Origin of the sequence: Cyanobium sp. Candia 9D4 (assembly GCF_024346155.1) — a bacterium.
Taxonomy (GTDB): Bacteria; Cyanobacteriota; Cyanobacteriia; order PCC-6307; family Cyanobiaceae; genus Cyanobium; species Cyanobium minutissimum.
In genome coordinates, this window is record NZ_JAGQCK010000006.1 from 18,775 (window position 1) to 42,457 (window position 23,683).

20 protein-coding genes are annotated in these 23,683 nt (G+C 70.6%); 19 read left to right on the plus strand and 1 reads right to left on the minus strand.

The annotated features are described in order from the left end of the window. Window positions 1–32: 32 nt before the first annotated feature. From rpsP to galE, 7 genes are all read left to right on the plus strand, one after another. Window positions 33–458 (plus strand): 30S ribosomal protein S16, encoded by a 426-nt coding sequence (gene rpsP / locus KBZ08_RS12235; protein ID WP_254973280.1) that lies wholly within the window; start codon window positions 33–35, stop codon window positions 456–458. Next, entirely contained in the window at window positions 455–1,471 is a 1,017-nt protein-coding gene (locus tag KBZ08_RS12240; protein WP_254973458.1) for a PhoH family protein, read from the plus strand. Before rpsP ends, KBZ08_RS12240 begins: the two co-directional genes overlap by 4 nt. Next, window positions 1,468–1,974 (plus strand): aromatic acid exporter family protein, encoded by a 507-nt coding sequence (locus KBZ08_RS12245; RefSeq protein ID WP_254973281.1) that lies wholly within the window; start codon window positions 1,468–1,470, stop codon window positions 1,972–1,974. The genes KBZ08_RS12240 and KBZ08_RS12245 overlap by 4 nt, the downstream gene beginning before the upstream one ends. A gap of 104 nt (window positions 1,975–2,078) precedes the next feature. Next, window positions 2,079–2,807 carry a Bax inhibitor-1 family protein gene (locus KBZ08_RS12250; protein ID WP_106220722.1) on the plus strand — a complete coding sequence of 243 codons (729 nt, stop codon included), beginning with the start codon at window positions 2,079–2,081 and terminating at the stop codon, window positions 2,805–2,807. A gap of 248 nt (window positions 2,808–3,055) precedes the next feature. After that, window positions 3,056–4,180, plus strand: a complete 1,125-nt coding sequence (gene gmd, locus KBZ08_RS12255; protein ID WP_254973282.1) for a GDP-mannose 4,6-dehydratase — start codon at window positions 3,056–3,058, stop codon at window positions 4,178–4,180. A gap of 130 nt (window positions 4,181–4,310) precedes the next feature. After that, window positions 4,311–5,279 carry a GDP-L-fucose synthase gene (locus KBZ08_RS12260; protein WP_254973283.1) on the plus strand — a complete coding sequence of 323 codons (969 nt, stop codon included), beginning with the start codon at window positions 4,311–4,313 and terminating at the stop codon, window positions 5,277–5,279. Then, complete coding sequence (gene galE / locus KBZ08_RS12265) at window positions 5,276–6,322, plus strand: UDP-glucose 4-epimerase GalE (protein WP_254973285.1); 1,047 nt, start codon at window positions 5,276–5,278, stop codon at window positions 6,320–6,322. Before KBZ08_RS12260 ends, galE begins: the two co-directional genes overlap by 4 nt. On the opposite strand, the gene KBZ08_RS12270 is transcribed toward galE, so the two are convergent. Continuing rightward, complete coding sequence (locus KBZ08_RS12270) at window positions 6,276–7,373, minus strand: TIGR03790 family protein (RefSeq protein WP_254973288.1); 1,098 nt, start codon at window positions 7,371–7,373, stop codon at window positions 6,276–6,278. The genes galE and KBZ08_RS12270 overlap by 47 nt on opposite strands. Before the next feature lie 460 nt (window positions 7,374–7,833). Between KBZ08_RS12270 and KBZ08_RS12275 the strand changes: the two genes are divergently transcribed. Genes KBZ08_RS12275 through KBZ08_RS12330 form a run of 12 tightly spaced genes read left to right on the plus strand, consistent with a single transcriptional unit; the run spans window position 7,834 to window position 23,683 of the window. Further along, complete coding sequence (locus KBZ08_RS12275; RefSeq protein WP_254973289.1) at window positions 7,834–9,753, plus strand: ABC transporter ATP-binding protein; 1,920 nt, start codon at window positions 7,834–7,836, stop codon at window positions 9,751–9,753. A 49-nt stretch (window positions 9,754–9,802) separates the two neighbouring features. Continuing rightward, complete coding sequence (locus KBZ08_RS12280) at window positions 9,803–10,732, plus strand: glycosyltransferase family 8 protein (RefSeq protein WP_254973291.1); 930 nt, start codon at window positions 9,803–9,805, stop codon at window positions 10,730–10,732. Then, a complete protein-coding gene (locus tag KBZ08_RS12285) occupies window positions 10,729–12,279 on the plus strand; it encodes an asparagine synthase C-terminal domain-containing protein (protein ID WP_254973293.1) in 1,551 nt (516 codons plus the stop codon). The genes KBZ08_RS12280 and KBZ08_RS12285 overlap by 4 nt, the downstream gene beginning before the upstream one ends. Further along, window positions 12,276–13,490 (plus strand): glycosyltransferase, encoded by a 1,215-nt coding sequence (locus tag KBZ08_RS12290; protein ID WP_254973294.1) that lies wholly within the window; start codon window positions 12,276–12,278, stop codon window positions 13,488–13,490. Before KBZ08_RS12285 ends, KBZ08_RS12290 begins: the two co-directional genes overlap by 4 nt. Beyond that, entirely contained in the window at window positions 13,483–14,394 is a 912-nt protein-coding gene (locus KBZ08_RS12295) for a glycosyltransferase family 2 protein (RefSeq protein ID WP_254973295.1), read from the plus strand. Before KBZ08_RS12290 ends, KBZ08_RS12295 begins: the two co-directional genes overlap by 8 nt. Continuing rightward, window positions 14,391–15,275 carry a glycosyltransferase gene (locus KBZ08_RS12300; protein WP_254973296.1) on the plus strand — a complete coding sequence of 295 codons (885 nt, stop codon included), beginning with the start codon at window positions 14,391–14,393 and terminating at the stop codon, window positions 15,273–15,275. Before KBZ08_RS12295 ends, KBZ08_RS12300 begins: the two co-directional genes overlap by 4 nt. A 15-nt stretch (window positions 15,276–15,290) precedes the next feature. Beyond that, window positions 15,291–16,412, plus strand: coding sequence for a hypothetical protein (locus KBZ08_RS12305; protein ID WP_254973298.1), 1,122 nt, complete (start codon window positions 15,291–15,293; stop codon window positions 16,410–16,412). 23 nt (window positions 16,413–16,435) lie between these two features. Further along, window positions 16,436–17,320: a glycosyltransferase family 2 protein gene (locus tag KBZ08_RS12310; protein WP_254973299.1), complete on the plus strand. Its 885-nt coding sequence runs from the start codon at window positions 16,436–16,438 to the stop codon at window positions 17,318–17,320. Then, a complete protein-coding gene (locus KBZ08_RS12315) occupies window positions 17,317–18,669 on the plus strand; it encodes a glycosyltransferase family 4 protein (protein WP_254973302.1) in 1,353 nt (450 codons plus the stop codon). The genes KBZ08_RS12310 and KBZ08_RS12315 overlap by 4 nt, the downstream gene beginning before the upstream one ends. Continuing rightward, window positions 18,662–20,683, plus strand: coding sequence for a glycosyltransferase (locus KBZ08_RS12320; protein ID WP_254973303.1), 2,022 nt, complete (start codon window positions 18,662–18,664; stop codon window positions 20,681–20,683). Before KBZ08_RS12315 ends, KBZ08_RS12320 begins: the two co-directional genes overlap by 8 nt. Before the next feature lie 4 nt (window positions 20,684–20,687). Continuing rightward, window positions 20,688–21,623, plus strand: a complete 936-nt coding sequence (locus KBZ08_RS12325) for a glycosyltransferase family A protein (RefSeq protein ID WP_254973305.1) — start codon at window positions 20,688–20,690, stop codon at window positions 21,621–21,623. Beyond that, a complete protein-coding gene (locus KBZ08_RS12330) occupies window positions 21,620–23,683 on the plus strand; it encodes a glycosyltransferase (protein ID WP_254973306.1) in 2,064 nt (687 codons plus the stop codon). Before KBZ08_RS12325 ends, KBZ08_RS12330 begins: the two co-directional genes overlap by 4 nt.

Here is a 23,683-nt window from a genome sequence, read left to right on the forward strand (position 1 = left end):
TTGGTGGCTGCATTTCGAGCACCCTTTTCCAGATGATCAAGCTCCGGCTGAAGCGGTTCGGCAAGAAACGGGAAGCGAGTTTCCGTCTGGTGGCCACCAACAGCACCTCCCGCCGCGACGGCCGTCCGCTCGAGGAACTGGGCTTCTACAACCCCCGCACCAAGGAAACCCGTCTCGACGCCGAGGCCATCCGTGTCCGCCTGGGTCAGGGTGCCCAGCCCACCGACACCGTGCGCAGCCTGCTCGAGAAAGGCGGCCTGATCGAGAAGACCACCCGGCCCGCCGAAACCGTCGGCAAGCTGCAGCAGGCCGCCGCCCGTGACGCCGCCGCTGCTGCCGCGGTGAAGGAAGCGGCCGCCGCCGCCGAAGCCGCCAAGGAAGCCGCCGCCAAGCAGGCCGCTGAGGCCGCTGAAGCAGCCGCCGCCGCTGGCGCCGAACCTGCCGCCGCCGAGGCCTGAGCGAGCTCTCCTCCACGTTCGCCCTGCCCGACAGCGCCGCCGCCATCGCCCTGGCCGGCACGGACGGAGCTTCACTGCGTCGTCTCGAAGCGCTGACGGGTGCCCAGATCGTCCTGCGGGGCCTCGATCTCCAGATCCGGGGCCGCACAGCCCAGGTGGAGCGGCTGCAGTCCCTCATCCAGCTCCTGGAGCCGCTGTGGCAACGGGGCGAGCCCATCAGACCGGTGGACATCCAGGCGGCCCTGACGGCCCTGGACACGGGGCGCTCCGACCAGCACCGCAGCATGGGGCTCCAGGTGCTGGCCACGAGCGTCACCGGCCGGCCCCTGCGTCCCCGCACCCTGCGTCAGAACAGTTACGTCGAGGCGATCGAACGCCACGACCTGACGCTGGCCATCGGACCCGCCGGCACCGGCAAGACCTTTCTGGCCACGATCCTGGCCGTACGCATGCTGCAGGAGCGCAAGGTGGAGCGGCTGGTGCTGACCCGGCCGGCGGTGGAGGCCGGCGAGCGGCTGGGGTTCCTGCCCGGTGACCTGCAGCAGAAGGTGGATCCCTACCTGCGTCCCCTCTACGACGCTCTCCACGGCCTGCTGGGTCAGGAGCGCACCAGCCAGCTGCTGGAGAAAGGGGTGATCGAGGTGGCGCCCCTGGCCTTCATGCGCGGCCGCACCCTGGCCGATGCCTTCGTGATCCTCGATGAGGCCCAGAACACCACCTGCGCCCAGATGCGCATGGTGCTCACCCGGCTGGGGGAGAACTCGCGCATGGTCGTGACCGGTGACACCACCCAGATCGACCTGCCCCCGGGCCAGCTGAGCGGCCTGGTGGAGGCGGAGCAGGTGCTGGCCGGGGTCGAAGGGGTGGCGATCTGCCGCTTTTCCGACGCCGACGTGGTGCGCCACCCGCTGGTGCAGCGCCTGGTGCAGGCCTACGCCCGCCGCGATGCCCGCCCGCCGGTCCCCCCAGCCAGGAAACGGGTCGATGGGACCCCCAGCCGATCGGACCCATGAACAGCGCCGAACGGCTGCGCATCCCGGCCCAGATCGCGCTGGCGGCCCTGGTGGCCTACTCCCTGGGCTTCTGGTTCACCAGCCTGTTTCCAGGCTACCTACCCAAGATCGGCGGCCTCTGGTCGGCGATCTCCGCCGTCGTCGTGACCCAGGTCACCCGCAAGGATGCGGCCTCCTCCGCCTCGCTGCGGATTCTGGGGTCGGCGATCGGCGCCATCACCAGCGCCGTTTACCTGACGCTGCTGCCCTTTCACCCCCTCGGCATGGCCGCGGCGATCTTCGCCACGGTGGTGATCTGTGCGGCCATCAACGTGCCCAGCCACGGCCGTCTGGCGGCGATCACGGTGATCGTCGTGATGGTCACCGGCAGCCTGGATCCGGCCCTGAGTCCGGGGGTGAATGCTCTGCTGCGCTTCCTGGAGTCCTGCATCGGCACGGGGGTCGCGCTGCTGGCGGTGTGGCTCTGGCCCGGGTCGGGCCGCCAGCCCGCAGGCGACGCCTGAGCGTGCCTCCAGGGCTGCGGTCCGCATGGGGAGATCCGAACCGGCGCCGCTGCCGCAACCCTGGGGCCGCTGGCAAGATGGACTGAGTTTGAAATGCCAGCGCCATGCCGGCCCGCAGCAATTTCCAGGAAGCGATCCGCGAAGCCCAGTCCAGCGCCCTGGTCGGACCCAACGTTGTCAACAAGGCCCTGCCCTATGTGGGCGGCGGCATGGTGCTCACCGCCGTCGGCGTGGTCGGTGGCCTCTCGATGATCGGCAACCCGATCTTCATGCCCCTGTTCTGGGTGTCGCTGATCGGCAACTTCATCCTCTTCTTCGTGGCGCAGAACGCGGCCATGAAGGGCAACAACGGCACCGCCCTTCCGATCCTGGCCACCTACAGCCTGATCACTGGCTTCACCCTGAGCGGCATCGTGGCGATGGCCATCGGCACCGCCGGCATCGGAGCGATCGGCACGGCGGCCCTGGCCACCGGCATCACGTTCGTGATCGCCTCGGTGGTGGGTCGCAACATGAGCGACAACCTCGGTCAGGCCCTCAGCGGGGTGGTAGGCCTCGGCATCGTCGGCCTGCTGATCGCCATGGTGGTGCAGCTGGTGGGAGGGATCTTCATTCCCGGTTTCGGCGGCAACGGTTTCGAGCTGATGATCGCCGGCTTCGGCACCGTGCTGTTCGTGGGTGCGGCCTTTGTCGACTTCTACACCATGCCCCGCACCTACAGCGACGACCAGTATCTGGCCGGCGCCCTGGGCATGTACCTCACCTACATCAACCTCTTCATCTTCATCCTGCGGCTGATCATCGCCCTTCAAGGTGGCGGTCGCCGCGACTGAGCTGCGATCCTTCTTCTCAGCCAACCTTGCCAAGGGCCTGTCCGTTGCGGATGGGTCCTTCTTTTTTGGCAGGGCAACGGCACCGCTCCGATCGATCCCCCGGCTCCCCCACGGACGGAGCCCAAGCGTCCGGCTAAGCTCCGACCGACTCCAGCCGAACGCCGCAGGCATGGCCCAGCCCCAGGGGCAACCCGCACACCAGCACGGCGGGTGCGGCCCCTTCACCCTTTGAACACAACGGAAACCCCATGACCAAGACGGCTCTGATCACCGGGATCACCGGCCAGGACGGTTCCTACCTGGCGGAGTTGCTCCTGGAGAAAGGCTATGTGGTGCATGGGATCAAGCGGCGGGCCAGCAGCTTCAACACCGACCGGATCGACCACCTCTACCAGGATCCCCACGAGCAGAATCCCCGCCTGGTTCTGCACTACGGCGATCTGACCGACTCCACCAATCTGATCAGGATCGTTCAACAGATCCAGCCGGACGAGATCTACAACCTCGGGGCCCAGAGCCACGTGGCCGTGAGTTTCGAAAGTCCCGAATACACCGCCAACTCCGATGCCCTGGGCACCCTGCGGATCCTCGAAGCCGTCCGCATCCTGGGGCTGACCGAAAAGACCCGCATCTATCAGGCCAGCACCAGCGAACTCTATGGACTGGTGCAGGAGATTCCCCAGAAGGAAACGACCCCGTTCTATCCACGCAGTCCCTACGGCGTGGCCAAGCTCTATGCCTACTGGATCACGGTCAACTACCGGGAGGCCTACGGCATGTACGCCTGCAACGGCATCCTCTTCAACCACGAAAGCCCCCGGCGGGGGGAGACCTTCGTCACCCGCAAGATCACCCGGGGCCTGGCCCGCATCGATGCCGGACTCGACCAGGGCCTGTTCATGGGCAACCTCGACTCTCTCCGGGACTGGGGGCACGCCCGGGACTACGTGGAGATGCAGTGGCGGATGCTGCAGCAGGAGCAACCCGAGGACTTCGTGATCGCCACGGGCCGGCAGGAATCGGTGCGCCGCTTCATCGAGCTCACCGCCGAGGAGCTCGGCTGGGGGGGGATCGACTGGAGCGGCAGCGGCGTCGAGGAGACGGGCGCCCGGCGTGACACCGGCGCCATCGTGGTGCGCATCGACCGGCGCTACTTCCGGCCGGCGGAGGTGGAGACCCTGCTGGGGGATCCCACCCGGGCCCGGGAGCGGCTGGGCTGGACGCCCACCACCACCCTGGAGGAACTGGTGGCGGAGATGGTCGCCACCGACAAGGAGGAGGCCGCCAAGGAGGCCACCCTGCGGCGGGAGGGGTTCACCGTTGTCGGCTCGATGGAGAATCCCCCCCAGGTCGGGGTGAGCGCCGCCCCGTGAGCCGGCCCGCAAAACGCGGCTATGGTCAGGGCCGTGATCCGTTCCCGTCGAAGCGGACCTTCGCTGGAACGACGCCTTCTCCCGTGGTCCGCCACCCCGCCCGGCAGCGCGGGGGCCTGACGATTTCCCCATGCTGATCTCCACGAACGATCGGATCTTCATCGCCGGCCATCGCGGCATGGCCGGCTCGGCCATCGCCCGGCGCCTGGAGTCCGAAGGGCACAAGCACCTGCTCCGCGTCAGCCGCTCCGAGCTCGACCTCATCGACGGCCCCGCCGTGGCCGCCTGGTTCGCCGACCAGCGGCCCGAGGTGGTGGTGCTGGCGGCGGCGCGGGTGGGGGGCATTCTCGCCAACGCCACCTATCCGGCCGACTTCCTGCTCGACAATCTCAGGATCCAGCAGAACGTGATCGAGAGCGCCTGGCGGCACGGCACCCGGCGCCTGCTGTTCCTGGGCAGCAGCTGCATCTACCCCAAGCTGGCCGAGCAGCCGATCCGGGAGGAGGCCCTGCTCGGCGGGCCCCTGGAGCCCACCAACGAGTGGTACGCCATCGCCAAGATCACCGGCATCCAGCTGTGTCGCGCCCTGCGGCTGCAGCACGGCTTCGATGCCATCAGCCTGATGCCCACCAATCTCTACGGCCCGGGCGACAACTACCACCCCACCAACAGCCATGTGCTGCCCGGCCTGATCCGCCGCTTCCAGGAGGCCCGGGAATCCGGCGCCGAGGAGGTGGTCTGCTGGGGCAGCGGCAGCCCGCGGCGGGAGTTCCTCCACGTCGATGATCTGGCGGATGCGGCCCTGTTCTGCCTGCGCCACTGGCAGCCGGGCGCCGAGGAGCTCCAGCACCTCAATGTGGGAACGGGAACGGACGTGAGCATCAAGGAGCTGGCCACGATGGTGGCCGAGGCGGTCGGGTTCCGCGGACGCATCGCCTGGGACACCTCGAAGCCCGACGGCACCCCCCGCAAGCTCCTGGATGTGGGCCGCCTGGCCGCCCTGGGCTGGCGGGCGTCGATTCCCCTGCCGGACGGGCTGCGTCGCACGGTGGCGGAATTCGTCAGCGAGCGGGCCAGCGGCGCCGAGGTGCGGCTGTGAGGATCCTCGTCACCGGGGGCGCCGGCTACATCGGCAGCCATGCCGTCAGGGCCCTGACCCGTGCGGGACACCAGCCCGTGGTGCTCGACAACCTGGTCTATGGCCATGCCGACATCGTCGAGAAGACCCTGAAGGTGCCGCTGGTGCTGGGCCAGGTGGGAGACCGTGAGGTGCTCGAACCCCTGCTGCGCGGCCGCCATCCCGCCCTCGACGGCACGCCCCTGGAAGGCAAGCCGATCGAGGCGGTGCTCCATTTCGCCGCCTACGCCTATGTGGGCGAATCGGTGACCGACCCCGCCAAGTACTACCGCAACAACCTGGGCGACACCCTCACCCTGCTCGAGGCCCTGGTGGCCACCGAGCGGCCCCTGCCGATCGTGTTCTCCTCCACCTGCGCCACCTACGGCATTCCCCAGCAGGTGCCGATCACCGAAGAACACCCCCAGGCCCCGATCAATCCCTACGGACGCAGCAAGTGGATGGTGGAGCAGCTGCTCACCGACTTCGCGGCGGCCTACGGCCTGCCCAGCGTGATCTTCCGCTACTTCAATGCCGCCGGTGCCGACCCCGACGGCGACCTGGGGGAGGACCACAACCCGGAGACCCACCTGATCCCGCGGGTGCTCGACACCATGAGCGGCCGGGAGCCCTACCTGCAGATCTTCGGCGACGACTACCCCACCCCGGACGGCACCTGCATCCGCGATTACATCCACGTGGCCGACCTGGCCGACGCCCACGTCCTGGGGCTGGAGCGGCTGCTGCGGTTGCGGGAACGGGAGGAGACCGAGCGCCGACCGCTGATCTACAACCTCGGCAACGGCACCGGCTACTCGGTCCAGCAGGTGATCGAGACCGCCAAGGCCGTCACCGGTCGCGGCCTGCTGGCCCACGTGGCCAAACGCCGCGACGGTGACCCTCCCCAGCTGGTGGCCGGGGCCACCCGGGCCCACCAGGAACTGGGCTGGCGACCCCGCTTCCCGGAACTGGAAACGATCATCGAGCACGCCTGGGCCTGGCACCAGCGCCGTCACCAGGGCTGAGGGCGCCGGCCCCGGGCCAGGGCCTGGCCAGGGGCTCGCCGATGAAGACCCCCTGCCCGGGCATGGCCACACTGCGCCAGTAGCTCTCGATCAGGGTGTCACCCCGGAGGTAGTAGCTGAGCAGCAGGCCGGGATCGGGGAACTTGGCCGTGAAGTTGCAGGGTTCCACCACGGTGCCGTAACTGCCGGTGGCGCCGGCCTCGAGCCAGCGCAGCGCACTCATCTGGGGGCTGTCGGTCAGCTGCCCGCCGAAGGAGGTGAGGTGATCGGCGACGGCACCGGGCCGGAAGCGGTTGGTGCGCAGGCCCGCGGGGAAGGCCAGCCCCGTGACGTAGGCCATCACATCCTGGGCTCCCACCAGGGTGTCGCCGAGGATGATCCGCACCCGCAGGCGGGAGCCGATGGCGGCCCTGACCCTGTCGTAACCGGCGGCCCGACGGTTGCGCCGCCCGTCGCCGGTGCTCAGCAGGTAGGCGGTCCCCGGCGGGGCGGTCCCGTCGGAGGCCACCCCCTGCTGGATCAGGCGCCGGGCCGCCGCCGCGCTGGTGGCGGCCAGCATCATGCTGGGCCGGATGCGCAGCTGATCCCAGGGCCGGCGCACGTCACCGCGGGCGAACAGGGGGCTCAGGGCCGTGGTGCGGCAACCGCTGGCGCAGAAGCGCGGATCGAGGCCGAGGCTGAAGGCGCTGGTGATCGACTGGCAACCGACCCGGTACGGGGCCGCCCAGGCCAGCGCATAGACCTGGACATGGGACGGGGTGCGGCGATCGACGCTGGCCTTGATGCGGCGGAACAGGTCAGGGTTCAGCGCGGCTTCCCCGGGTGCGAAGCGCACCCGGATCACCTGGTTCTGTGGGATCAGCCGGGCCGCCTGGTAGTGCCGGCCGATGGTCTCGCTGAGGGGATCGGCGGCGTTGACGATGATCGCCAGATGGCGATGGTCGAGGGGGCCCAGGGAGGGCGGTGCGATGCCGGTGGAGCGGCCGTCAGCCCATGGGCTGCCGCTGGCCGCCAGGGCCAGCGGCAGCAGCAGCGCAACCCCGATGGCCATGCGGCGGCGCCACGCACGCCGTGGCCCGGCGCCGGTGGAAGCAGCCCCGCCCGGGGGTCCGGGAAGCGGAGGCCGTGGCGGGGGAGGGGCCATGGCGGAGGCGGCGAGGCCGGGGGCTTGGCCGACTGGGGCGGCTCCGAACCCGGAGTGGACCTGGAAGCGAGGCGGAAAGCGAAGGCAGGGACGGCGCCGGTCGCGGGGCCGTCCCCCGTCCTGCCATCCGTCGAGGGGGGATCGTAGGACCAGCCCAACGTCGTGCAGGTCCTTGGTGGCGGCCTAGATTTGAGACCACCGGCGTTCCTGTTGCCATCCCGATCCCCTGGTCCGCCGGGCTGGGCCAAGCCCCTGCTCCAACCCCCTGCCGTGTGACCCGGAGGCGGCTTTCCGACCGGAGACGGCAGGCCGCCCCAGCCCCGATTCCCCATCCGCCTGTTCCAGCATCCTTTTCGCCTCGCCGTTGATGCCGCTTCTCCATCGCATCGCCAGACGACTCCCCAGCCCCCTGCTTGCCCCCCTCACTGACCAGAGACCCGCTGCGCGTCTGATCCGGCATTCGGCGAAGAAGTACTGGAAGCTTCTGGCCCTCAACTTCTCCACCAGCCTGGCCGCCAGCCTCAGCGAGGGCGCCACCCTCGGGATCATCTTTCTGTCGGTCAGCCTGATCAGCGCTCCCGAGAACAGTGACTGGACCAAGATGTCCTCTCTCGGCTCCCTCAGCCAGCTGCCCTGGCTGCAGGACTGGCTGAACAGTGCCCTCAGCACCCGCACCGGCCGCGACGGCCTCTTCGTGCTGCTCCTGGCGACCGCCGTGGCCCTGCAGGGCCTGATGGCGGCGACCAGCTACGTGAACAGCGTCAGCACCGCCGTGATGGGGGCCCGGATGGGCACCGAAATCACCGGCAAGCTGAACGATCGGGTCCTCTCCCTCACCTTCGGCTGCGCCAGCCGTTACCGGGTCGGTGACCTGCTCAATTACGTGGGCTCCGGGGGCAGCACCGTTCAGAAGGAGATCAGCCTGGCCAACGGGCTGTTGATGAACAGCCTGCAGCTGATCATCTACCTGGCCATCCTGGTGGCGATCTCCCCCTGGCTCCTGCTGGTGGCCTTTGCGATGGCCGCCGTGATGCAGACGGTCCAGAAGGTACTGCTGCCGCGGATCCGCAGGAATTCACGGGAGCAGCAGAAGGTGGGCGTCGAGCTCTCCAGCCATCAGAACGAACAGATCCAGGGCCTGAGGCTGCTGCACAGCACCGGCCAGCTGGAAAGTTCGAGGAAGAAGCTCAAAGCGCTGCTCAATGAAAGCAGGCGGCTCTCGATCCGGCAGAGCAAGCTGTCCAACATCGTGCAGCCGATCTCCAACATGCTGCCGATCATTTCGATCGCCATCATCGCGGCGCTCAGCCTGATGGTGTTCAAGGACCGCAGCAGCGGTGTCCTGCCGAGCCTGGTGACGTTCATCATCGCCCTCCAGAGACTCAACCAGCGGGTCGGCAGTCTCACGGGTCTGGCCACCAGCTATGCCGCCAACAGCGCCAATGTGGAGCGGCTCAACCAGATCCTGCGCGACGACGACAAGGACTTCATCCGCACCGGCGGTGTGCCGTTCACGGCCCTGCGCGATGCGATCCAGCTGGATGATGTCTCGTTGCGCTACAGCCCCGATCTGCCCCAGGCCCTCTCCTCCATCCAGCTCACGATCGGCCGCGGCCAGACGGTCGCCCTGGTCGGCTCCAGTGGCGCCGGCAAGAGCTCCATCGCCGATCTGCTGGTGGGCCTCTACGAGCCCACCGGCGGCCGGATCCTGGTCGACGGCGTCGACATCCGGACGATCAATCTGGCGAGCTGGCAGCAGCGCCTCGGGGTCGTCAGCCAGGACACCTTCCTGTTCAACGCCAGCATCGCCAGCAACATCGGCTTCGGCGTCGAGAACGCCTCCATGGAAGACATCAAGGCCGCGGCCGCCAAGGCCCAGGCCTCCCGGTTCATCGCGGATCTCCCCGAGGGCTACGACACCAAGATCGGCGAACGGGGCTATCGGCTCAGCGGTGGCCAACGCCAGCGAATCTCCCTGGCCAGGGCGATTCTGCGCCGACCTGAACTGCTGATTCTCGATGAGGCCACCAGCGCCCTCGACAGCCAGAGCGAACGGCTGGTGCAACAGGCGATCGAACAGTTCGAGCGCCAGCACACCGTTCTTGTGATTGCCCACCGCCTCAGTACGATTGTCAATGCCGATGTGATCTGTGTCCTTTCCGAGGGAAGGATCGTGGAGCGGGGCCGCCACCATGAGCTGCTCGCCCAGGACGGTCAGTACGCAAAACTCTGGAGCGACCAATCCAAACATCCCCATCAGAAGCCGATGACGGCAGCCCCCGTCTGATGGTTTTCCCATTCCCCGGGGCGACCCTGCAGGAGCACGCATCTTTCCCATGATCATTGCCTGCACGATCGACAACAACTACATCCGGCACTGCGCCGTGATGCTGAAATCCCTGCAGCTCTCCAACCCAAAAGAAAGCCTCAGTGTCTATATCCTCCACGGCGTCATCGATGCCGCGGAGCGAGCTCGATTGGCGGCCTACCTCGGTGAATTTCTCCCCTCGGTCTCCTTCCTGCAGCTGGATGAGCAGATGCTCGCGGGTTTTCCCGTCTTCGGTCATATCAGCCTGGCCACCTATTTCCGGCTGCTGCTGCCGGCGGCCCTTCCCCATGCCGTCGAGAAGGTCCTCTACCTGGATTCCGACCTGATCGTGGTCGACTCGCTGCGGGACCTCTGGGAGTCGTCACTGGAAGGGAACAGCATCGGCGCGGTGGAGGAACACAATCAGGACTTCGACCGCAACCGCCTCTGCCTGGCGGAGGGCTCCCTGGTCTTCAATGCCGGCGCCATGCTCATCGATCTGGGCCGCTGGCGCCGGGAGAACATCCTGGCCAACGGCCTGGAGTTCGCCCGCACCCATCCCGAGCGGATCAAGCACTGGGACCAGGACGTGCTCAACTCCCTGCTCGAGGCCCGCTGGCGTCCCCTCGACTGGCGCTGGAACGCCCTGCCCCACCTCTGGATGCACCCCGAGTACACCGCCGCCGACACCCCCCTGGGCCGGCAGGCGGAGCTGGCCCGGGCGAGCCCCGCCGTGATCCACTTCGCCGGCTCGGGCGTGGCCAAGCCCTGGCACCATCGCTGCACCCACCCCTGGCGCCAGCGCTACCTGGAGATCCGCCGTCAGACGCCCTGGGCGCACCTGCCCCTGGAGGGCACCCCCAGCGTTTCCCCGGGCGATCGCCTGGGCCGCCTGCGGTTCCGGGTCAAGCGAGCCGGCAAGGAGATGCTGGCCAGGCTGGCTCCCCGCAGCCGATGACCATTCAGATCGGAGACCACCGGCTCACCTGCATCGGCTACGCCGACAGCACGGAGGCCGAGCTGCTGGGACGCTTCTTGCGCCAGGGAAGCCGCGCCCTGGCCGAGACCCAGGGGGAGTACGCCCTGGTGATCGAGACCGACGCCGGCGACGTGACGGTGGTCACCTCACCGGTGGGGGCGACCCACTACTACGTCCTGGAGCACGACGGCCGCCTCTTCCATGGCGACCGGGTGGCCGAGATCCTGCACCGCAGCGGCCTGGCCTGGCGCTGGAACTGGCAGGCCCTCGGCGATCTCTGCCAGCTGGAGAACCTGACCGACAACCAGACCCTCCACCCGGCGATCCGCCGGGTGCCCCCCGGCAGCATCCTCCACTTCACCGACGGCAGGGTCTCCCTCTCCTCCGTTGCAGTCCTCGACCGGATCCCGGCGGCACCCGCCGACCCCGACGCCGCCGTCGAGGCCCTCAACGCCGCGGTGCTGCGGCTGGCGGGCGAGAACCCCTATCTGTCCCTGTCGGGCGGGTTCGATTCGCGGGTGATCCTGGCGTCGATGCTGCGCCAGGACCTGCGCCCCCATCTGATCACGATGGGACGGGAGGAGGCGACCGATGTGCAGGTGGCCCGCCGCATGGCCGAGCGCTTCGACCTGCCCCACCAGCTGATCAGCCTGGAGCTCGACGACATCTTCGCCCACGCGTCCACCATCTCCAGCCTCACCAACGGCACCAAGACCGCCTGGCACTGGCACACCTTCCTTTATCCCCTCAAGGCGGCGATTCCGGCCGACGCCACCTTCTTCGTCGGCACCCTGGGGGAATTCGCCCGCTCCTACTACTTCGACCGCGGCTGGCTGGGCCGCTTCGCCTCCCTGGCCCCCGAGGTGGCCCTGGGCCGGTTCTGGGGCATGAAGCTGAACAGGCACCCCAGTTTCTCCGCCGATGAACTTCGGCATCTGGCCCCTGAACTCGCCGCCGAGCTGATGCCGGACGGCCGCCACCGGCGGGCCGCACGCCTGGCGGGCTTCTGCCGCGGCGGCTTCCTTGAAGGCCTCACCCGTTACTACTTCGAGCAGCGGGTGCCGAACTTCTACGCCAACGGCATCCGCATGTACCGGGCCTCCAGCGCCTGGCGCTCCCCGTTCCATGACCGCCGTTGGATCGAAGCGATCTGGAACCTTCCCGATGGCTGGAAGCTGGGCTCCAACTGGCACCGCCACGCCATCGCCCGCAACTGCCCGGAACTGCTGACATTCCCGGAGGAGAACGGTTTCGACCGCCGCCGCATGCTTCCCAAGGCGCCGCCCCTCTACTGGACGCCGCCGATGCGGCGGGCCCGCTACGTGAGCTACGACCTCAGCGCCGACTGGTACCGCGATCCGCGGATGCATGCCTTCCTGCGCGAGAACGCCGGACGGATCGACGACCTGGTGGATCCGGAGCTCGTCGGGCGGATCCTGGAGGCCCACCGCAGCGGCACCGACCGGACCCGGACCCTGGCCTTCCTGCTCACCCTGATCGTCTGGAAGCAGGTGATCGCCCCATGAGGGTGCTGTTCGTCTCCCACATGGCCACCCGCAGCGGGGCCCCGCTGCTGCTGCTCTGGCTGCTGCGCTGGCTGATGGCCCATGGGCGCGGCATCGAACCGGCGGTGGTGCTGCTCAGCGATGGGCCCCTGCGGCCCGATTTCGAGGCCCTGGCGCCCACCGAGGCCTGGAGCCGGCCCCTGTTCCAACCCCTGCGCGAGCGGGTCGCCGCCCGGCTGGGGCGGGGGAGGGCCGGCAGTCCGGCCGAGCTGCTGGAGGCGGCGGTGCAGCGGCACCGACCGGAGCTGATCTACCTCAACACCCTGGTGCTGGGCCAGCACCTGAAGGGCCTGGGTGGCGATCCGGCCCGCCCGGCCTGCCTCAGCCATGTCCACGAGCTGGAAACCACCCTGGCCACCATGAGCAGCCCGGAGGCGGTGGCCCGCCAGCTGGCCCTCTCCAGCGTCGTGGTGGCCTGTGCCGAGGGGGTGAGGCAATCCCTGCACAACCACCACGGCCTGCCCCTCAACCGCTGCACGGTGATTCCGGGCTTCCTTCCCTTCGCCGCCCCCGGGCAGGGGCCGCCCGCTCCGGCCCCCCTGGCGGAGGAGCCCGGACTGGAACCGGCCCTGGAGCCCCTGGAGTCGGCCCTGGCGGCGGGCACGTTCGTGTTCGGCTTCGCGGGCCAGGCGATCGCCCGCAAGGGTTTCGACCTCTTCCCGCTGCTGGTGCGGGAGTGTGAGCGGGTCTTCGCCGGCCAGCCCTTCCTGGCCGTCTGGCTCGGGGCCTCCCCGGGGCAGGAGGAGGTGATCGTGGCCCGCCGCGATCTGCAGCTGCTGGGTCTCGAGCACCGGGTCCTGCTGCTGCCGCCAAGGCCCTCCGCCATCGGCGTCATCGGTCGCTTCGCCGTCCACGGCCTGCTGTCGCGGGAGGACCCCTATCCCCTGGTGGCCCTCGAGGCCGCCGCCGCGGCCGTGCCCACCATCTGCTTCGACGGCGGGGGCGGCATCGTCGACTTCGTGGCCGACGGCTGCGGTCTGGCCGTCCCGTACCTCGACCTGGCAGCCTTCGCCACCGCCCTGCACCGGCTCAGCAACGACCCGGAGAGCCGGCGCCGGCTGGGGGAACGCAGCCGGGCCCGGGTGTGGCGGGAGTCCGGCATCGACGACGTGGCCCCCCGTCTGCTGGCCTGCATGGAACGGGCCGTCGCGGCCGGACCCCACCATGGCTGAGCCGCCCCTGCCCGCCAGCCGCCCCCTCTACGGCTGGAGCGCGGCCGACCCGCCCAGCGTGCCCGAACGGCTCAGCACGGACCCTGGCCGGCCCCTGTTCTCGATCGTCATCCCCACCCTCAACCAGGGGGCCTTCATCGAGGACACCCTGCTCTCGATCCTCTGGCAGGGTTACGACAACGTCGAGATCATCGTGGTGGACGGCGGCAGCACCGACGACACCCCGGCGGTGCTGGAGCGCTACCGCCCCTGGATCTCGGTGATGATCAGCGAGCCCGACCGGGGCCAGTCGGACGCCATCAACAAGGGCTTCCGCCGGGCCAGCGGATCGATCCTGGCCTGGCTGAACTCCGACGACCTCTATCTCCCCGGTGCCTTCCGCACCGTGCTGGAGGCCTTCGCCGCCCATCCCGACGGCCGCTGGGTGATCGGCAGCGGCGACATCATCAGCGCCGACCAGCGGTTCCTGCGCCACGTGCCCGCCCGGGAGGGATCGGAGCAGACCCTGCTGGCGATCGAGAACGACTGCTTCCTGCTGCAGCAGAGCTGCTTCTGGAGTGCCTCCCTCTGGCGGGAGGCCGGCGGGCAGGTGGACGAGTCCCTCAGCCTGCTGATGGACTACGACCTCTGGTGGCGCTTCTCCCGGCGCTGCACCGGCATCGTCACCCAGGAGAAACTGGGGGCCATGCGCTACTACGCCACCGTGAAGACCCGCCGCCAGGGGGAACGGTTTCCGGCCGAACTGGCCACCATCTACGCCCGCTACGGGGCGAGCGCCTCGCTGGATCGGCTGGTGCAGCGGCTGCTGGCGGAGAAGTCCGCCCTCGGCGAGCGGCTCTCGGCCCTGGAGCGCCAGCTGCCGGTGCGGCTGCTGCGCCGCCTGCGGCTGCTTCCCCGACCATGACGACACCCGAACTCTTCGTCGGCATCACCAGCTGGAACAGCGAGCTGTTCCTGCCCCACTGTCTGGAGGCCCTCCAGGCCACCACCCGGGGCCTGGAGACGCACGTCTGCGTGCTGGACAACGGCTCCACCGACCGATCCGTGGCCATCGCCCGCCAGCGGGGGGCCGAGGTGGTGCAGCGCCGCTGCAGCCAGCCGGAGGCGCTCAATGCCCTGCTGAACCGATCGCGCTCCCCCTACACCCTACTGCTGCATGCGGACGTGATCCTGCTGGCACCGGACTGGTTCGCGCTGTGCCGCTCCCGGCTGGTGGAGGGGGTGGCGCTGGTGTCGCCGCAGGACATCGGCTGCGGACCGCTCACCCGCCCCTTCGGGGCCGGCATGCCGGAGAGCTCCTTCCTGCTGATGCACACCCGGCAGTTCCGCCGTTGCCGGCGCCTCCACTGGCGGCGCAAGGGGCGCCTGCCGCGGCCCCGCTACGAGGTCGACTTCCACGGCCCCCACATCACCCACCACCTGCCGCGGGAGCTCCAGCGCCAGAAGCTCGGCTGGGTGCCCATGGACGTCTACGTGTCCAACCGGGCCAGCGAACCGCTGTTCACGCCGGCCTCGCCACCGGCGGTCTGGAGCGACGAGCTGGCCTACCTGCGCTACGGCCTCGGCAACTTCTACGGCCTCGACGGCACGATCACCCATTACCACAACTGGTACGACCGGATCGCCGCCCGGGAAAAGAGTGAATCGGCACCGAACCCCGCGCGCAAGGATTTCCCAGTGGACTTCATCCGCTCCTACACAAACCGGCTGCTGGAGGACTACGGCGCCGGCCGGCTGGAGCTGCCCACCGACCTCAGCACCACCCGCACCCCCAGGGCCCTCTAGCCCACCGCTTCCTCCATGACCGGTCCCTCGTTGCCACGGCCGATCGCCGCCCACTTCCTGCTGGTGCCGGAGCTGCTGCACTCGCCCCCCAACGAGGCGATCATCTCCGCCCTGCTGGAGAGCGGCTACGACGTCCACGTCTTCGCCCCCGGTCCCTGCGGCAGCACCGCCCCCTACGGCGAACGGGTCAGCACCCACCCTGTGGCCTATTCGATGCGCTGGTTGCTGGCCCAGGCCTGGCGCCCCCGCTGGCGGCGCTACGCCTGCTTCTCAGGCACCACCGAGGATCCGATCGCCGTGGTGGGAGTGCTGGCCCGCCTGCACCGCCGTCCCTCCTTCATCCTCGGGGACGAGATCCGCGCCGGCAGCTACCGGGGGCCCCGCTCGGAACGCTGGAAACGGCTGTGTCTGCAGGCCTACCGGCGGGCCCGCTTCACCATCGTCAACGACACCCACCGGGTGGATCTGGTGCGCGAGTACGCCGGCCTGCCGGCGGCCCAGCCGGTGCTGGTCTACCCGGGCTGTTTCCGCAACCCGCCGGAGCGGGATCCACGGCTGCGCCGGGAGCTCCGCCAGCGCTGGGGCCTGGCGCCGGACGCTCTCACCCTGGCCATCTCCGGGGGCTTCAACCTCACCGCCGGCGCCGACTGGCTGCTCGACGCCCTGCACGAGGATCCGGCCCTCTGCGCCGTGATCCAGCCCCTGGGGGTGGATCCCCTGGCCCTCTACCTGCTGCGGCGCCTGAGCCTGGGGGGCCGGCTCCACATCGAAACCGACCGGCTGTCCTGGCAGGAGGCGTGGCGATCGGCCGTGGGCTACGACATCGGCCTGGCCGTCTACACCAATCCGGCGCCCCAGTTCCAGGCCATGGGCGTCAGTTCCAACCGGCTGTGCATGTACCTGGCCATGGGGGTGCCGGTGATCTGCAGCCGCCAGGCCAGCTTCCAGTTCGTCGAGGACTTCGGCTGCGGCGTGATGGTCGACGATGGCGCCGGCTTCCTGGCGGCGGCCCATCACCTCGGCGCCGACCTGGAGGCCCGCCGGGAGGACTGTGCCCGCTGCTTCCACGACCACATCCGCCCCCGGGAGCGCTACCGCGGCCTGGTGGAGGCGATCGGCGCCCTGGGGCACGCCTGAAGGGAGCACCCACCACCGCCACTATGACCCGCTCCTCCCTGAACCTGCGCCTCTACCTCGCCGCCCGGGCCGTGGTGCACGGCGGCCGGCGCCGCATCCCGAGGGTGCTGCTGCCGCCGCGGCGGCCCCTCGGCGATCGCTTCACGATCGCGATCACCACCTTCGAGGCCCGCTACGAGACCTATTTCCGTCCGCTGTACCGCTCCCTGCGGCGCACGTTCCCCGAAGTGCCGATCCTGGTGGCCGTCAACGGCCACGGCGACCCCGCCAGCCAGAGCCGCTACCTGGAGCGGCTCTGCGGGGAGCTGGCCAGCGGTGAACCGCCCCATCGCCGCTTCCTGCTGCATGAGCGGGTGGTGGGGCTCTGCCAGATGTGGAACGAACTGCTCCAGGCCAGCCCCACAGCCACCACCCTGGTGCTCAATGACGATCTGCGCATCGATCCCTACCTGCGGCGCTGGGCCGAGACCATGGCCTGGGAATCGGTGGATCTCAGCCTGCTCAACAACACCTGGTCCCATTTCGCCATCGGCCGGCGCTGCTGGGAGCGCATCGGCGCCTTCGACCAGAGCTTCAGCGGCATCGGCTTCGAGGACATGGACTACACCGCCCGGGCGAGCCTGGCCGGGGTCGAGATCGCAGGGGTGGCCTGTCCCTACCTGCACCATGCGAACGACCAGCCCGCCACCACCTCCTTCGACGGCCAGTCGGAGCGCGTCTGGGGCAAGTACACCTCCGCCAACCAGGAGAGCTTCTTCCGCAAGTGGGAGCGCTGCCCAGCATCGGAGGGGATCTACATCCGCCAGCTCGGCCACCACGTGCGGGCCGTCGCCCCCCTGCCGCACCTGGCCGTGCCACCGTTGACGGCCGACGGACCGGGGATCGTCCACCTGGATCGGACGCCATGAGGGTGCTGGTGCTCGCCCCCTCCGCCTACCTGCTCGGCGGCGTCCAGGACTGGCTGGCGAACCTGGTGCCGGCCCTGCGGGAGGGGGGGCTGGAGGTGACCGTGGCGGTGCCCGATGGGGATCACCACCGCCATGGCCCCTACGCCCGGGCCTACCCGGCCCTGGCGGCCGGGGCGATCGCCAACCCCAGCGGCAGCGCCGAAGGCCGGCTCCGTGCGATCGCCGCCCTGCTGGAGCGGCTGGACCCGGATCTCGTGCTCGGCGTCAATCTCGTCGATCTGTACCCGGCGGCCCGGCGGGCCCGGCGCCGGGGGCGGTTCCATGGACGGGTGGTGATGACGCTGCATGCGCTCGAGGCGGAGTACTTCGACGACCTGCGCCGGCATGGCGTCGGCATCGACGCGGTGATCGCCACCAATCGCCTGGCCTGCCGGCTGGCGAGCAGGCGGGGCGGGATGGATCCGGCCCGGGTGCTCTACGCCCCCTACGGCGTGCCGGTGCCGCCCTGGCAACTCCCTGACGGCGATCCGGCCGCCACCCTGAAGCTGGCCTGGGTGGGCCGGCTGGAGCAGGAGCAGAAACGGGTGCACGATCTGCCGCCGCTGCTGGAGGCGCTGCACTCCCGGGGCATCGACGTCCGGCTCAGCATCGCCGGGGATGGCGAGGAGCGTCCGGCCCTGGAGCGGTCCCTGGCCCCCTGGATCGAACGGGGCCGCGTGCGGATGCTCGGCCATGTCGACCAGGGCCGGCTGGCAGCGGAGGTCTACGGCCATCACCATGCCCTGGTGATCACCTCCTCCTGGGAGACGGGCCCGATCGTGGCCTGGCAGGCCATGGCCAGCGGCATGGCGGTGGTGAGCAGCCGGTACGTGGGAGCGGGCCTGGAGGGGGCCCTGGAGCAGGACGCCACCGCCCTGCTGTTCCCCTGCGGGGATGCGGATGCCGCCGCCGGCGCACTGGCGCGGCTGCGGGATCCGGCCCTGCTGGAGCGGCTCTCCAGGGCCGGGCACGCCCTGGTGGCCCGTCGCTACAGCGGGGCGGCCTCCCTGGCCGCCTGGCGGCGGGCCCTTGATCAGGCGACGGCCCTGCCCCCCCTGCCCCAGGCCCCGGAGGAGCCGGCGCCGGCGCCCGCCGGACGGCTGGACCGCTGGCTGGGCCGCCAGCGGGGTGAGGACCTGCGCCGGCTGCTGGGGTTGCGCTTCCGCCACGGCAGCCCCGGCAGCGAGTGGCCCCATGCCGGCGGCGACGGGGCCGGCGGGGCCGGCGATGCCGCGGGCACCGGGGCCCAGGCCGAGCACCTGCTGGCGGCGGCAGCCCGCCTCGACGCTCCCGGTGCGTCCCATGGCTGAGGCGGCGGGGCCCACCCGGCGGGAGCGGCTGGGGGTGTGGCTGAAGGACCGGCTCCGCTACGAGTGGCTGCTGCGCCGTCCGGCACCGGCCCAACTCGGCATCGCCAACCGCCGCGAGCGGCTGGAGGCCGCCCCCGATGGCTTCGGTCAGGCCTGTCTGTGGCGCTACACCTCCCGCCTGCACGCGCCGGCCATCCAGCCGGAGCTCGGCCGGCGCCTGCTGCGCCGCTGCCTGGCGGCGGCACCGATCCGGCGCCGGCCCACCCCCGGCTGGGCCGCTGGGCCACCGGAGGTAAGCGTGCTGATCGGCCACCGGGGCACCGAGCGGCTGCCCCTGCTGCTGGCGACCCTCGAATCCCTCGCCGCCCAGGAGGGCGTCCGGCTCGAATGCCTGGTGATCGAACAGGACAGCGAGCCCCGCATCGCCGACCGACTGCCGGGCTGGGTGCGCCACATCCACGGCCCCCTGCCGGATCCGACCGCCCCCTACAACCGCTCCCACACCTTCAACCTCGGCGCCCGCGAGGCCCAGGCCCCGGTGCTGCTGCTGCACGACAACGACATGCTCGTGCCCACCGGTTATGCCCGCCGCCTACTGGAGCGGATCAGCCGGGGCTACGCGGTGGTGAATCCGAAGCGGTTCGTCTTCTACCTCGATGAGACCCACAGCGCGGCGGTGCTGGCCGGCTCGGGCGCCTATGACGCCAGGCCGGCGGAAGCGATCGTGCAGAACCTGGAGGCCGGCGGCTCGATGGCGATCACCGCCGAGGCCTACGCCGCCATCGGTGGGATGGATGAGGGCTTCGTCGGCTGGGGCGGGGAGGACAACGAATTCTGGGACCGCTGCCTCACCCGGCCCACCTGGATCTGGGGCTACGAGCCGATCGTGCACCTCTGGCACCGGGGCCAGCCCCTCAAGCACCGGACCGACAACCCCAACCTGGAACGGGCCCGGGCCGTGATGCGGCGCCCCGCCCTCGAGCGCATCGCCGCCCTGCGGCCCGCCCCGGTCCCCGGCCTGGTCAGCACGATCATCCCGGTCCACAACCGTGCCGCCCTGCTGCGCGCAGCGGTGGCCAGCGTGCTCGAGCAGGACCACCGGCCGATCGAGATCGTCATCGTCGACGACGGGTCCAGCGACGACACCGGCGCCGTGGCCGACGGGCTGGCCGCCGACCATCCGCAGACCATCCGGGTGATCCACCAGCCCAACCGCGGTCCCGGCGCCGCCCGCCAGCGGGGCCTGGACCAGAGCCGCGGAGAGTTCGTCCAGTACCTCGACAGCGACGACCTGTTGCTGCCCGGCAAGTTCAGCGCCCAGGTGGACGCCCTGCGGCGCTCCCCCGGAGCCGGGATCGCCTACGGCCCCAGCCTGGAGGAGGACCACTCCCGGCGGCCCGTCGAACGGTGCGGCCCGATGCGGGCCACCGGGATCCCCCTGGAGCGGCTGTTCCCCCGGCTGCTGCTGGAGCGCTGGTGGACCACCAGCTGTCCCCTTTACCGACGCGACCTGCTCGACCGCATCGGCCCCTGGCAGCCCTGGATCAACGAGGAGGACTGGGAGTACGACGGCCGGGCCGGGGCGACCGGCACTCCCCTGGTCTGGGTGCCGGCGCCGGTGTCGGTGCGGCGGATCCATATGGGCGACGACCACCTCAGCGACCGGGGCCACCTGGACCCCCGCAAGCTGGTGGACCGCTCCCGCGCCCAGGAGTCGCTGCTGCGCAGTGCCCTGGCCGCCGGCGTCGACCCCGGCGGCCCCGAAATGGCGCGCTTCTCCCGCTCCGCCTTCCTGCTCAGCCGCCAGTGCGGTGCCGCCGGCGCCGAGCAGGCCGCCCGCCGGCTGTTCCGGCTGGCCCGGCGCCACGGGGCCCGGCAGCCGCGACGGCAGCTGGAGTTCCTCCTCTACGGCCTGCTCGCCGCGGCCCTGGGCTGGGGCCGGGCGGCCCGGCTGAGCATGGGAGTCCGGACACGGCTGCGGCCAGGACCCCGCTCAGGGGGGAACATGACCTGAGGTGATGCACGAGCCTGTGGAGCACGAATCCGGCACGGCCCCGCAGGTGTCGGTGGTGATGGGGGTTCGCAATGGCGCCGCCAGCCTCGCCGCGACCCTCGATTCCCTGACCGGCCAGGAGGGGGTGGAGCTGGAGATCGTGGTGATCAACGACGGCTCCAGTGACAACACCGGCGCCCTGCTCGCCGCCCGGGCCGCCGCCGAGCCGCGGCTGCGGGTGCTGGATCGGCCGGGACGGGGCCTCACCCGCTCCCTGATCGAGGGCTGCCAGCTGGCCCGCGGCCAGTTCATCGCCCGCCAGGACGCCGGTGACCTCTCCCTGCCGGGTCGGCTGCAGCGGCAGCTGCGCTGCCTGGAGGAGCATCCCGAAGCCAGCCTCTGCTCCACCCACGTGCGCCTCGTGGTGCCGGAGGGGGCCACGGTGCGGGTCAACGCGCCGGAGCCCGCGGAGCTGGCCGATGGTCTCACCGGGCCCGCCATCCACGGCTCGGTGATGATGCGCCGCAGCGCCTACGAGCGCGCCGGGGGCTATCGGCCGATGTTCTATTTCGCCCAGGACATCGATCTCTGGAGCCGCATGGTGGAACTCGGCAAGCACCTGGTGGTGCCGGAGGTGCTCTACGAAGCCACCCTCTCCCCTGGATCGATCAGCGGCTCCCGGCGCCGGGAACAGGACGCGTTCCATGGTCTGATCGTGGCGGCCACCGAGGCGCGACGATCAGGCCGGGAGGAGGGTCCCGTGCTGGCCGAGGCCGAGGCGCTGAGCCAGCACTGCCGCGGCTCGCTGCCCGACCCCCGCCGCCAGGCCGATGGGGCCTACTTCATCGGCGCCTGCCTCATCCGTGAGCACCCGGACCTGGCCCGCCGCTACCTGCGCCAGGCCCTGGCCCTCAACCCCTGGCACCTCAAGGCCCGGCTCAAGCTGGCCACCCTGCCATGACCCTCAGCGTCGCCATTCCCACCTTCGGCCGCGATCAGGTGCTGATCGACAGCGTCGCCGCCCTGCTGGCGCTGGATCCGCCCCCCTTCGAGCTGCTGGTGGTCGACCAGACGCCCCGCCACGACCCCGACAGCGAGGCCCGGCTGGCGGCCTGGCAGGCGGAGGGACGGATCCGGTGGCTGCGGCTGCCGACCCCCTCGATCACCGGCGCCATGAACGTGGCCCTGCAGGAGGCCCGCGGCGATCGGGTGCTGTTCCTCGACGACGACATCCTGCCGGACCCGGAGCTGCTCAACGCCCACGAACGGGCCGGTGCCGCTGACCCCGACGCCATGCTGGCCGGGCGGGTGCTGCAGCCCTGGCACGGGGGCGAGAGCGACCCGGAGGACGGGCCCTTCCTGTTCAACAGCCTGCGGCCCCGCTCCGTGGCGGAATTCATGGGGGGCAACGTGGCCATCCCGCGGCGGCTGGCCCTGGAGCTGGGGGGCTTCGACCAGAACTTCGTGCGGGTGGCCTACCGCTTCGAGGCGGAATTCGCCTTCCGCTGGCGCCAGGCCGGCCATCCGATCCAGTACGTGCCGGGTGCCCTGATCCACCACCTCCGGGCCGAGCGGGGCGGCACCCGCAGCTACGGCAAGCACCTCACCACGGTGAAGCCCGACCATGCCGTGGGCCGGTACTACTTCCAGCTGCGCACCCAGCCCCTGCCGGCGGCCCTGGCGGGCTGCCTGGGCGGCTGGCTGGGGTCGGTGCGCAGTCGCCACCACCTGCGCCATCCCTGGTGGATCCCCCCCACCCTGATCGCCGAAGGGCGCGGCCTGCTCTGGGCCCTGCGGCTGCAGCGCAGGGGGCCGGCCCTGCTGCCCACCCGCCGCCGGCGGCTGCTGATCGCCGGCAGCCACCCGGTCCAGTACCAGACGCCCCTGTTCCTGGCCCTGGCCGCCGCCCCCGGCGTGGCCACGGATGTGCTGTACCTCACCCTCCCGGACGCCCGCACCCAGGGGCTGGGTTTCGGCGTCGCCTTCGAGTGGGACGTGCCGCTGCTGGAGGGCTACCCCTGGCACCGGGCCGCCAGTGGCCGGGGCCGCGGCATCACCTCCGGCTACCGGGGCGTCTGGCTGGCCCGGCCCCTGAAGGAGCTGGGCTTCGGCCCGGCCCGGCAGCGCCCCGATGCCCTGCTGCTCACCGGCTGGCACTTCCTGGGCATGGTGCAGCTGTTCATCGCCGCCCGGCTGCAGGGCCTGCCGGTGCTGCTGCGGATGGATTCCAACGCCTTCCGTCCCAGGCCCTGGCCCCTGAACCTCACCTATTGGCTGCTGTTCCGGGGGGTGTCGGTGGGCCTTCCGGTGGGTACGGCCAATGCCCGCTGGTACCGCCAGTTCGGTGTGCCCCAGAGCCGGCTGGTGCCCTCGCCCCACTTCGTCGACAACGCCTACTTCGCGGAGCGGGCCGCGGCCCTGCGCCCCCACCGGGACGCGCTGCGCCAGGACTGGTCCGTCCCCCGGGAGGCCTTCTGCTTCCTGTTCGCCGGCAAGCTCCAGCCCAAGAAACGGCCCCTCGACCTGCTTGAAGCGCTGCGGCTGCTGGTGATGGAGCCCCTGGGCCACCCGGTGCATCTGCTGATCGTGGGCAGCGGCCCCCTGGAGGAGGCCTGTCGGGAACTGGCTCGCCAGCACGCCCTGCCGGTGAGTTTCGCCGGCTTCCTGAACCAGTCGGCCATGCCCTCGGCCTATGCGGTGGCCGACGCCCTGGTGCTGCCCTCCGACCACGGCGAGACCTGGGGGCTGGTGGTGAATGAGGCCATGGCCTGCGGGCTGCCGGCGATCGTGAGCGACCAGGTGGGCTGCTCCGAGGATCTGGTGCTGGAGGGCCGCACGGGCCTGGTGAGCCCCGTCGGCCAGCCGGTGGCCCTGGCCGCGGCCATGGGCCGGATGGCCGCCGATCCGGCCGCCGCCGCCGCCATGGGACAGACGGCCCGGGAGCGCGTCAACAGCCACTTCAGCGTGCGGAACGCCGCCGAGGGGATCCTGGCGGGGCTGGCCCGGCTGGAGGGGCGCTGA

Excerpts from the sequence above, each read along its gene's own strand:
- gmd (WP_254973282.1), top strand. The coding sequence starts at position 3,056 with ATGACCAAGACGGCTCTGATCACCGGGATCACCGGCCAGGACGGTTCC.
- KBZ08_RS12250 (WP_106220722.1), top strand. The coding sequence starts at position 2,079 with ATGCCGGCCCGCAGCAATTTCCAGGAAGCGATCCGCGAAGCCCAGTCC.
- KBZ08_RS12245 (WP_254973281.1), top strand. The coding sequence starts at position 1,468 with ATGAACAGCGCCGAACGGCTGCGCATCCCGGCCCAGATCGCGCTGGCG.
- KBZ08_RS12325 (WP_254973305.1), top strand. The coding sequence starts at position 20,688 with ATGCACGAGCCTGTGGAGCACGAATCCGGCACGGCCCCGCAGGTGTCG.
- KBZ08_RS12295 (WP_254973295.1), top strand. The coding sequence starts at position 13,483 with ATGGCTGAGCCGCCCCTGCCCGCCAGCCGCCCCCTCTACGGCTGGAGC.
- KBZ08_RS12285 (WP_254973293.1), top strand. The coding sequence starts at position 10,729 with ATGACCATTCAGATCGGAGACCACCGGCTCACCTGCATCGGCTACGCC.
- KBZ08_RS12280 (WP_254973291.1), top strand. The coding sequence starts at position 9,803 with ATGATCATTGCCTGCACGATCGACAACAACTACATCCGGCACTGCGCC.
- KBZ08_RS12300 (WP_254973296.1), top strand. The coding sequence starts at position 14,391 with ATGACGACACCCGAACTCTTCGTCGGCATCACCAGCTGGAACAGCGAG.
- KBZ08_RS12270 (WP_254973288.1), bottom strand. The coding sequence starts at position 7,373 with ATGGCCATCGGGGTTGCGCTGCTGCTGCCGCTGGCCCTGGCGGCCAGC.
- rpsP (WP_254973280.1), top strand. The coding sequence starts at position 33 with ATGATCAAGCTCCGGCTGAAGCGGTTCGGCAAGAAACGGGAAGCGAGT.
- KBZ08_RS12305 (WP_254973298.1), top strand. The coding sequence starts at position 15,291 with ATGACCGGTCCCTCGTTGCCACGGCCGATCGCCGCCCACTTCCTGCTG.
- KBZ08_RS12315 (WP_254973302.1), top strand. The coding sequence starts at position 17,317 with ATGAGGGTGCTGGTGCTCGCCCCCTCCGCCTACCTGCTCGGCGGCGTC.
- KBZ08_RS12290 (WP_254973294.1), top strand. The coding sequence starts at position 12,276 with ATGAGGGTGCTGTTCGTCTCCCACATGGCCACCCGCAGCGGGGCCCCG.
- KBZ08_RS12260 (WP_254973283.1), top strand. The coding sequence starts at position 4,311 with ATGCTGATCTCCACGAACGATCGGATCTTCATCGCCGGCCATCGCGGC.
- KBZ08_RS12275 (WP_254973289.1), top strand. The coding sequence starts at position 7,834 with ATGCCGCTTCTCCATCGCATCGCCAGACGACTCCCCAGCCCCCTGCTT.
- KBZ08_RS12320 (WP_254973303.1), top strand. The coding sequence starts at position 18,662 with ATGGCTGAGGCGGCGGGGCCCACCCGGCGGGAGCGGCTGGGGGTGTGG.
- KBZ08_RS12310 (WP_254973299.1), top strand. The coding sequence starts at position 16,436 with ATGACCCGCTCCTCCCTGAACCTGCGCCTCTACCTCGCCGCCCGGGCC.
- KBZ08_RS12330 (WP_254973306.1), top strand. The coding sequence starts at position 21,620 with ATGACCCTCAGCGTCGCCATTCCCACCTTCGGCCGCGATCAGGTGCTG.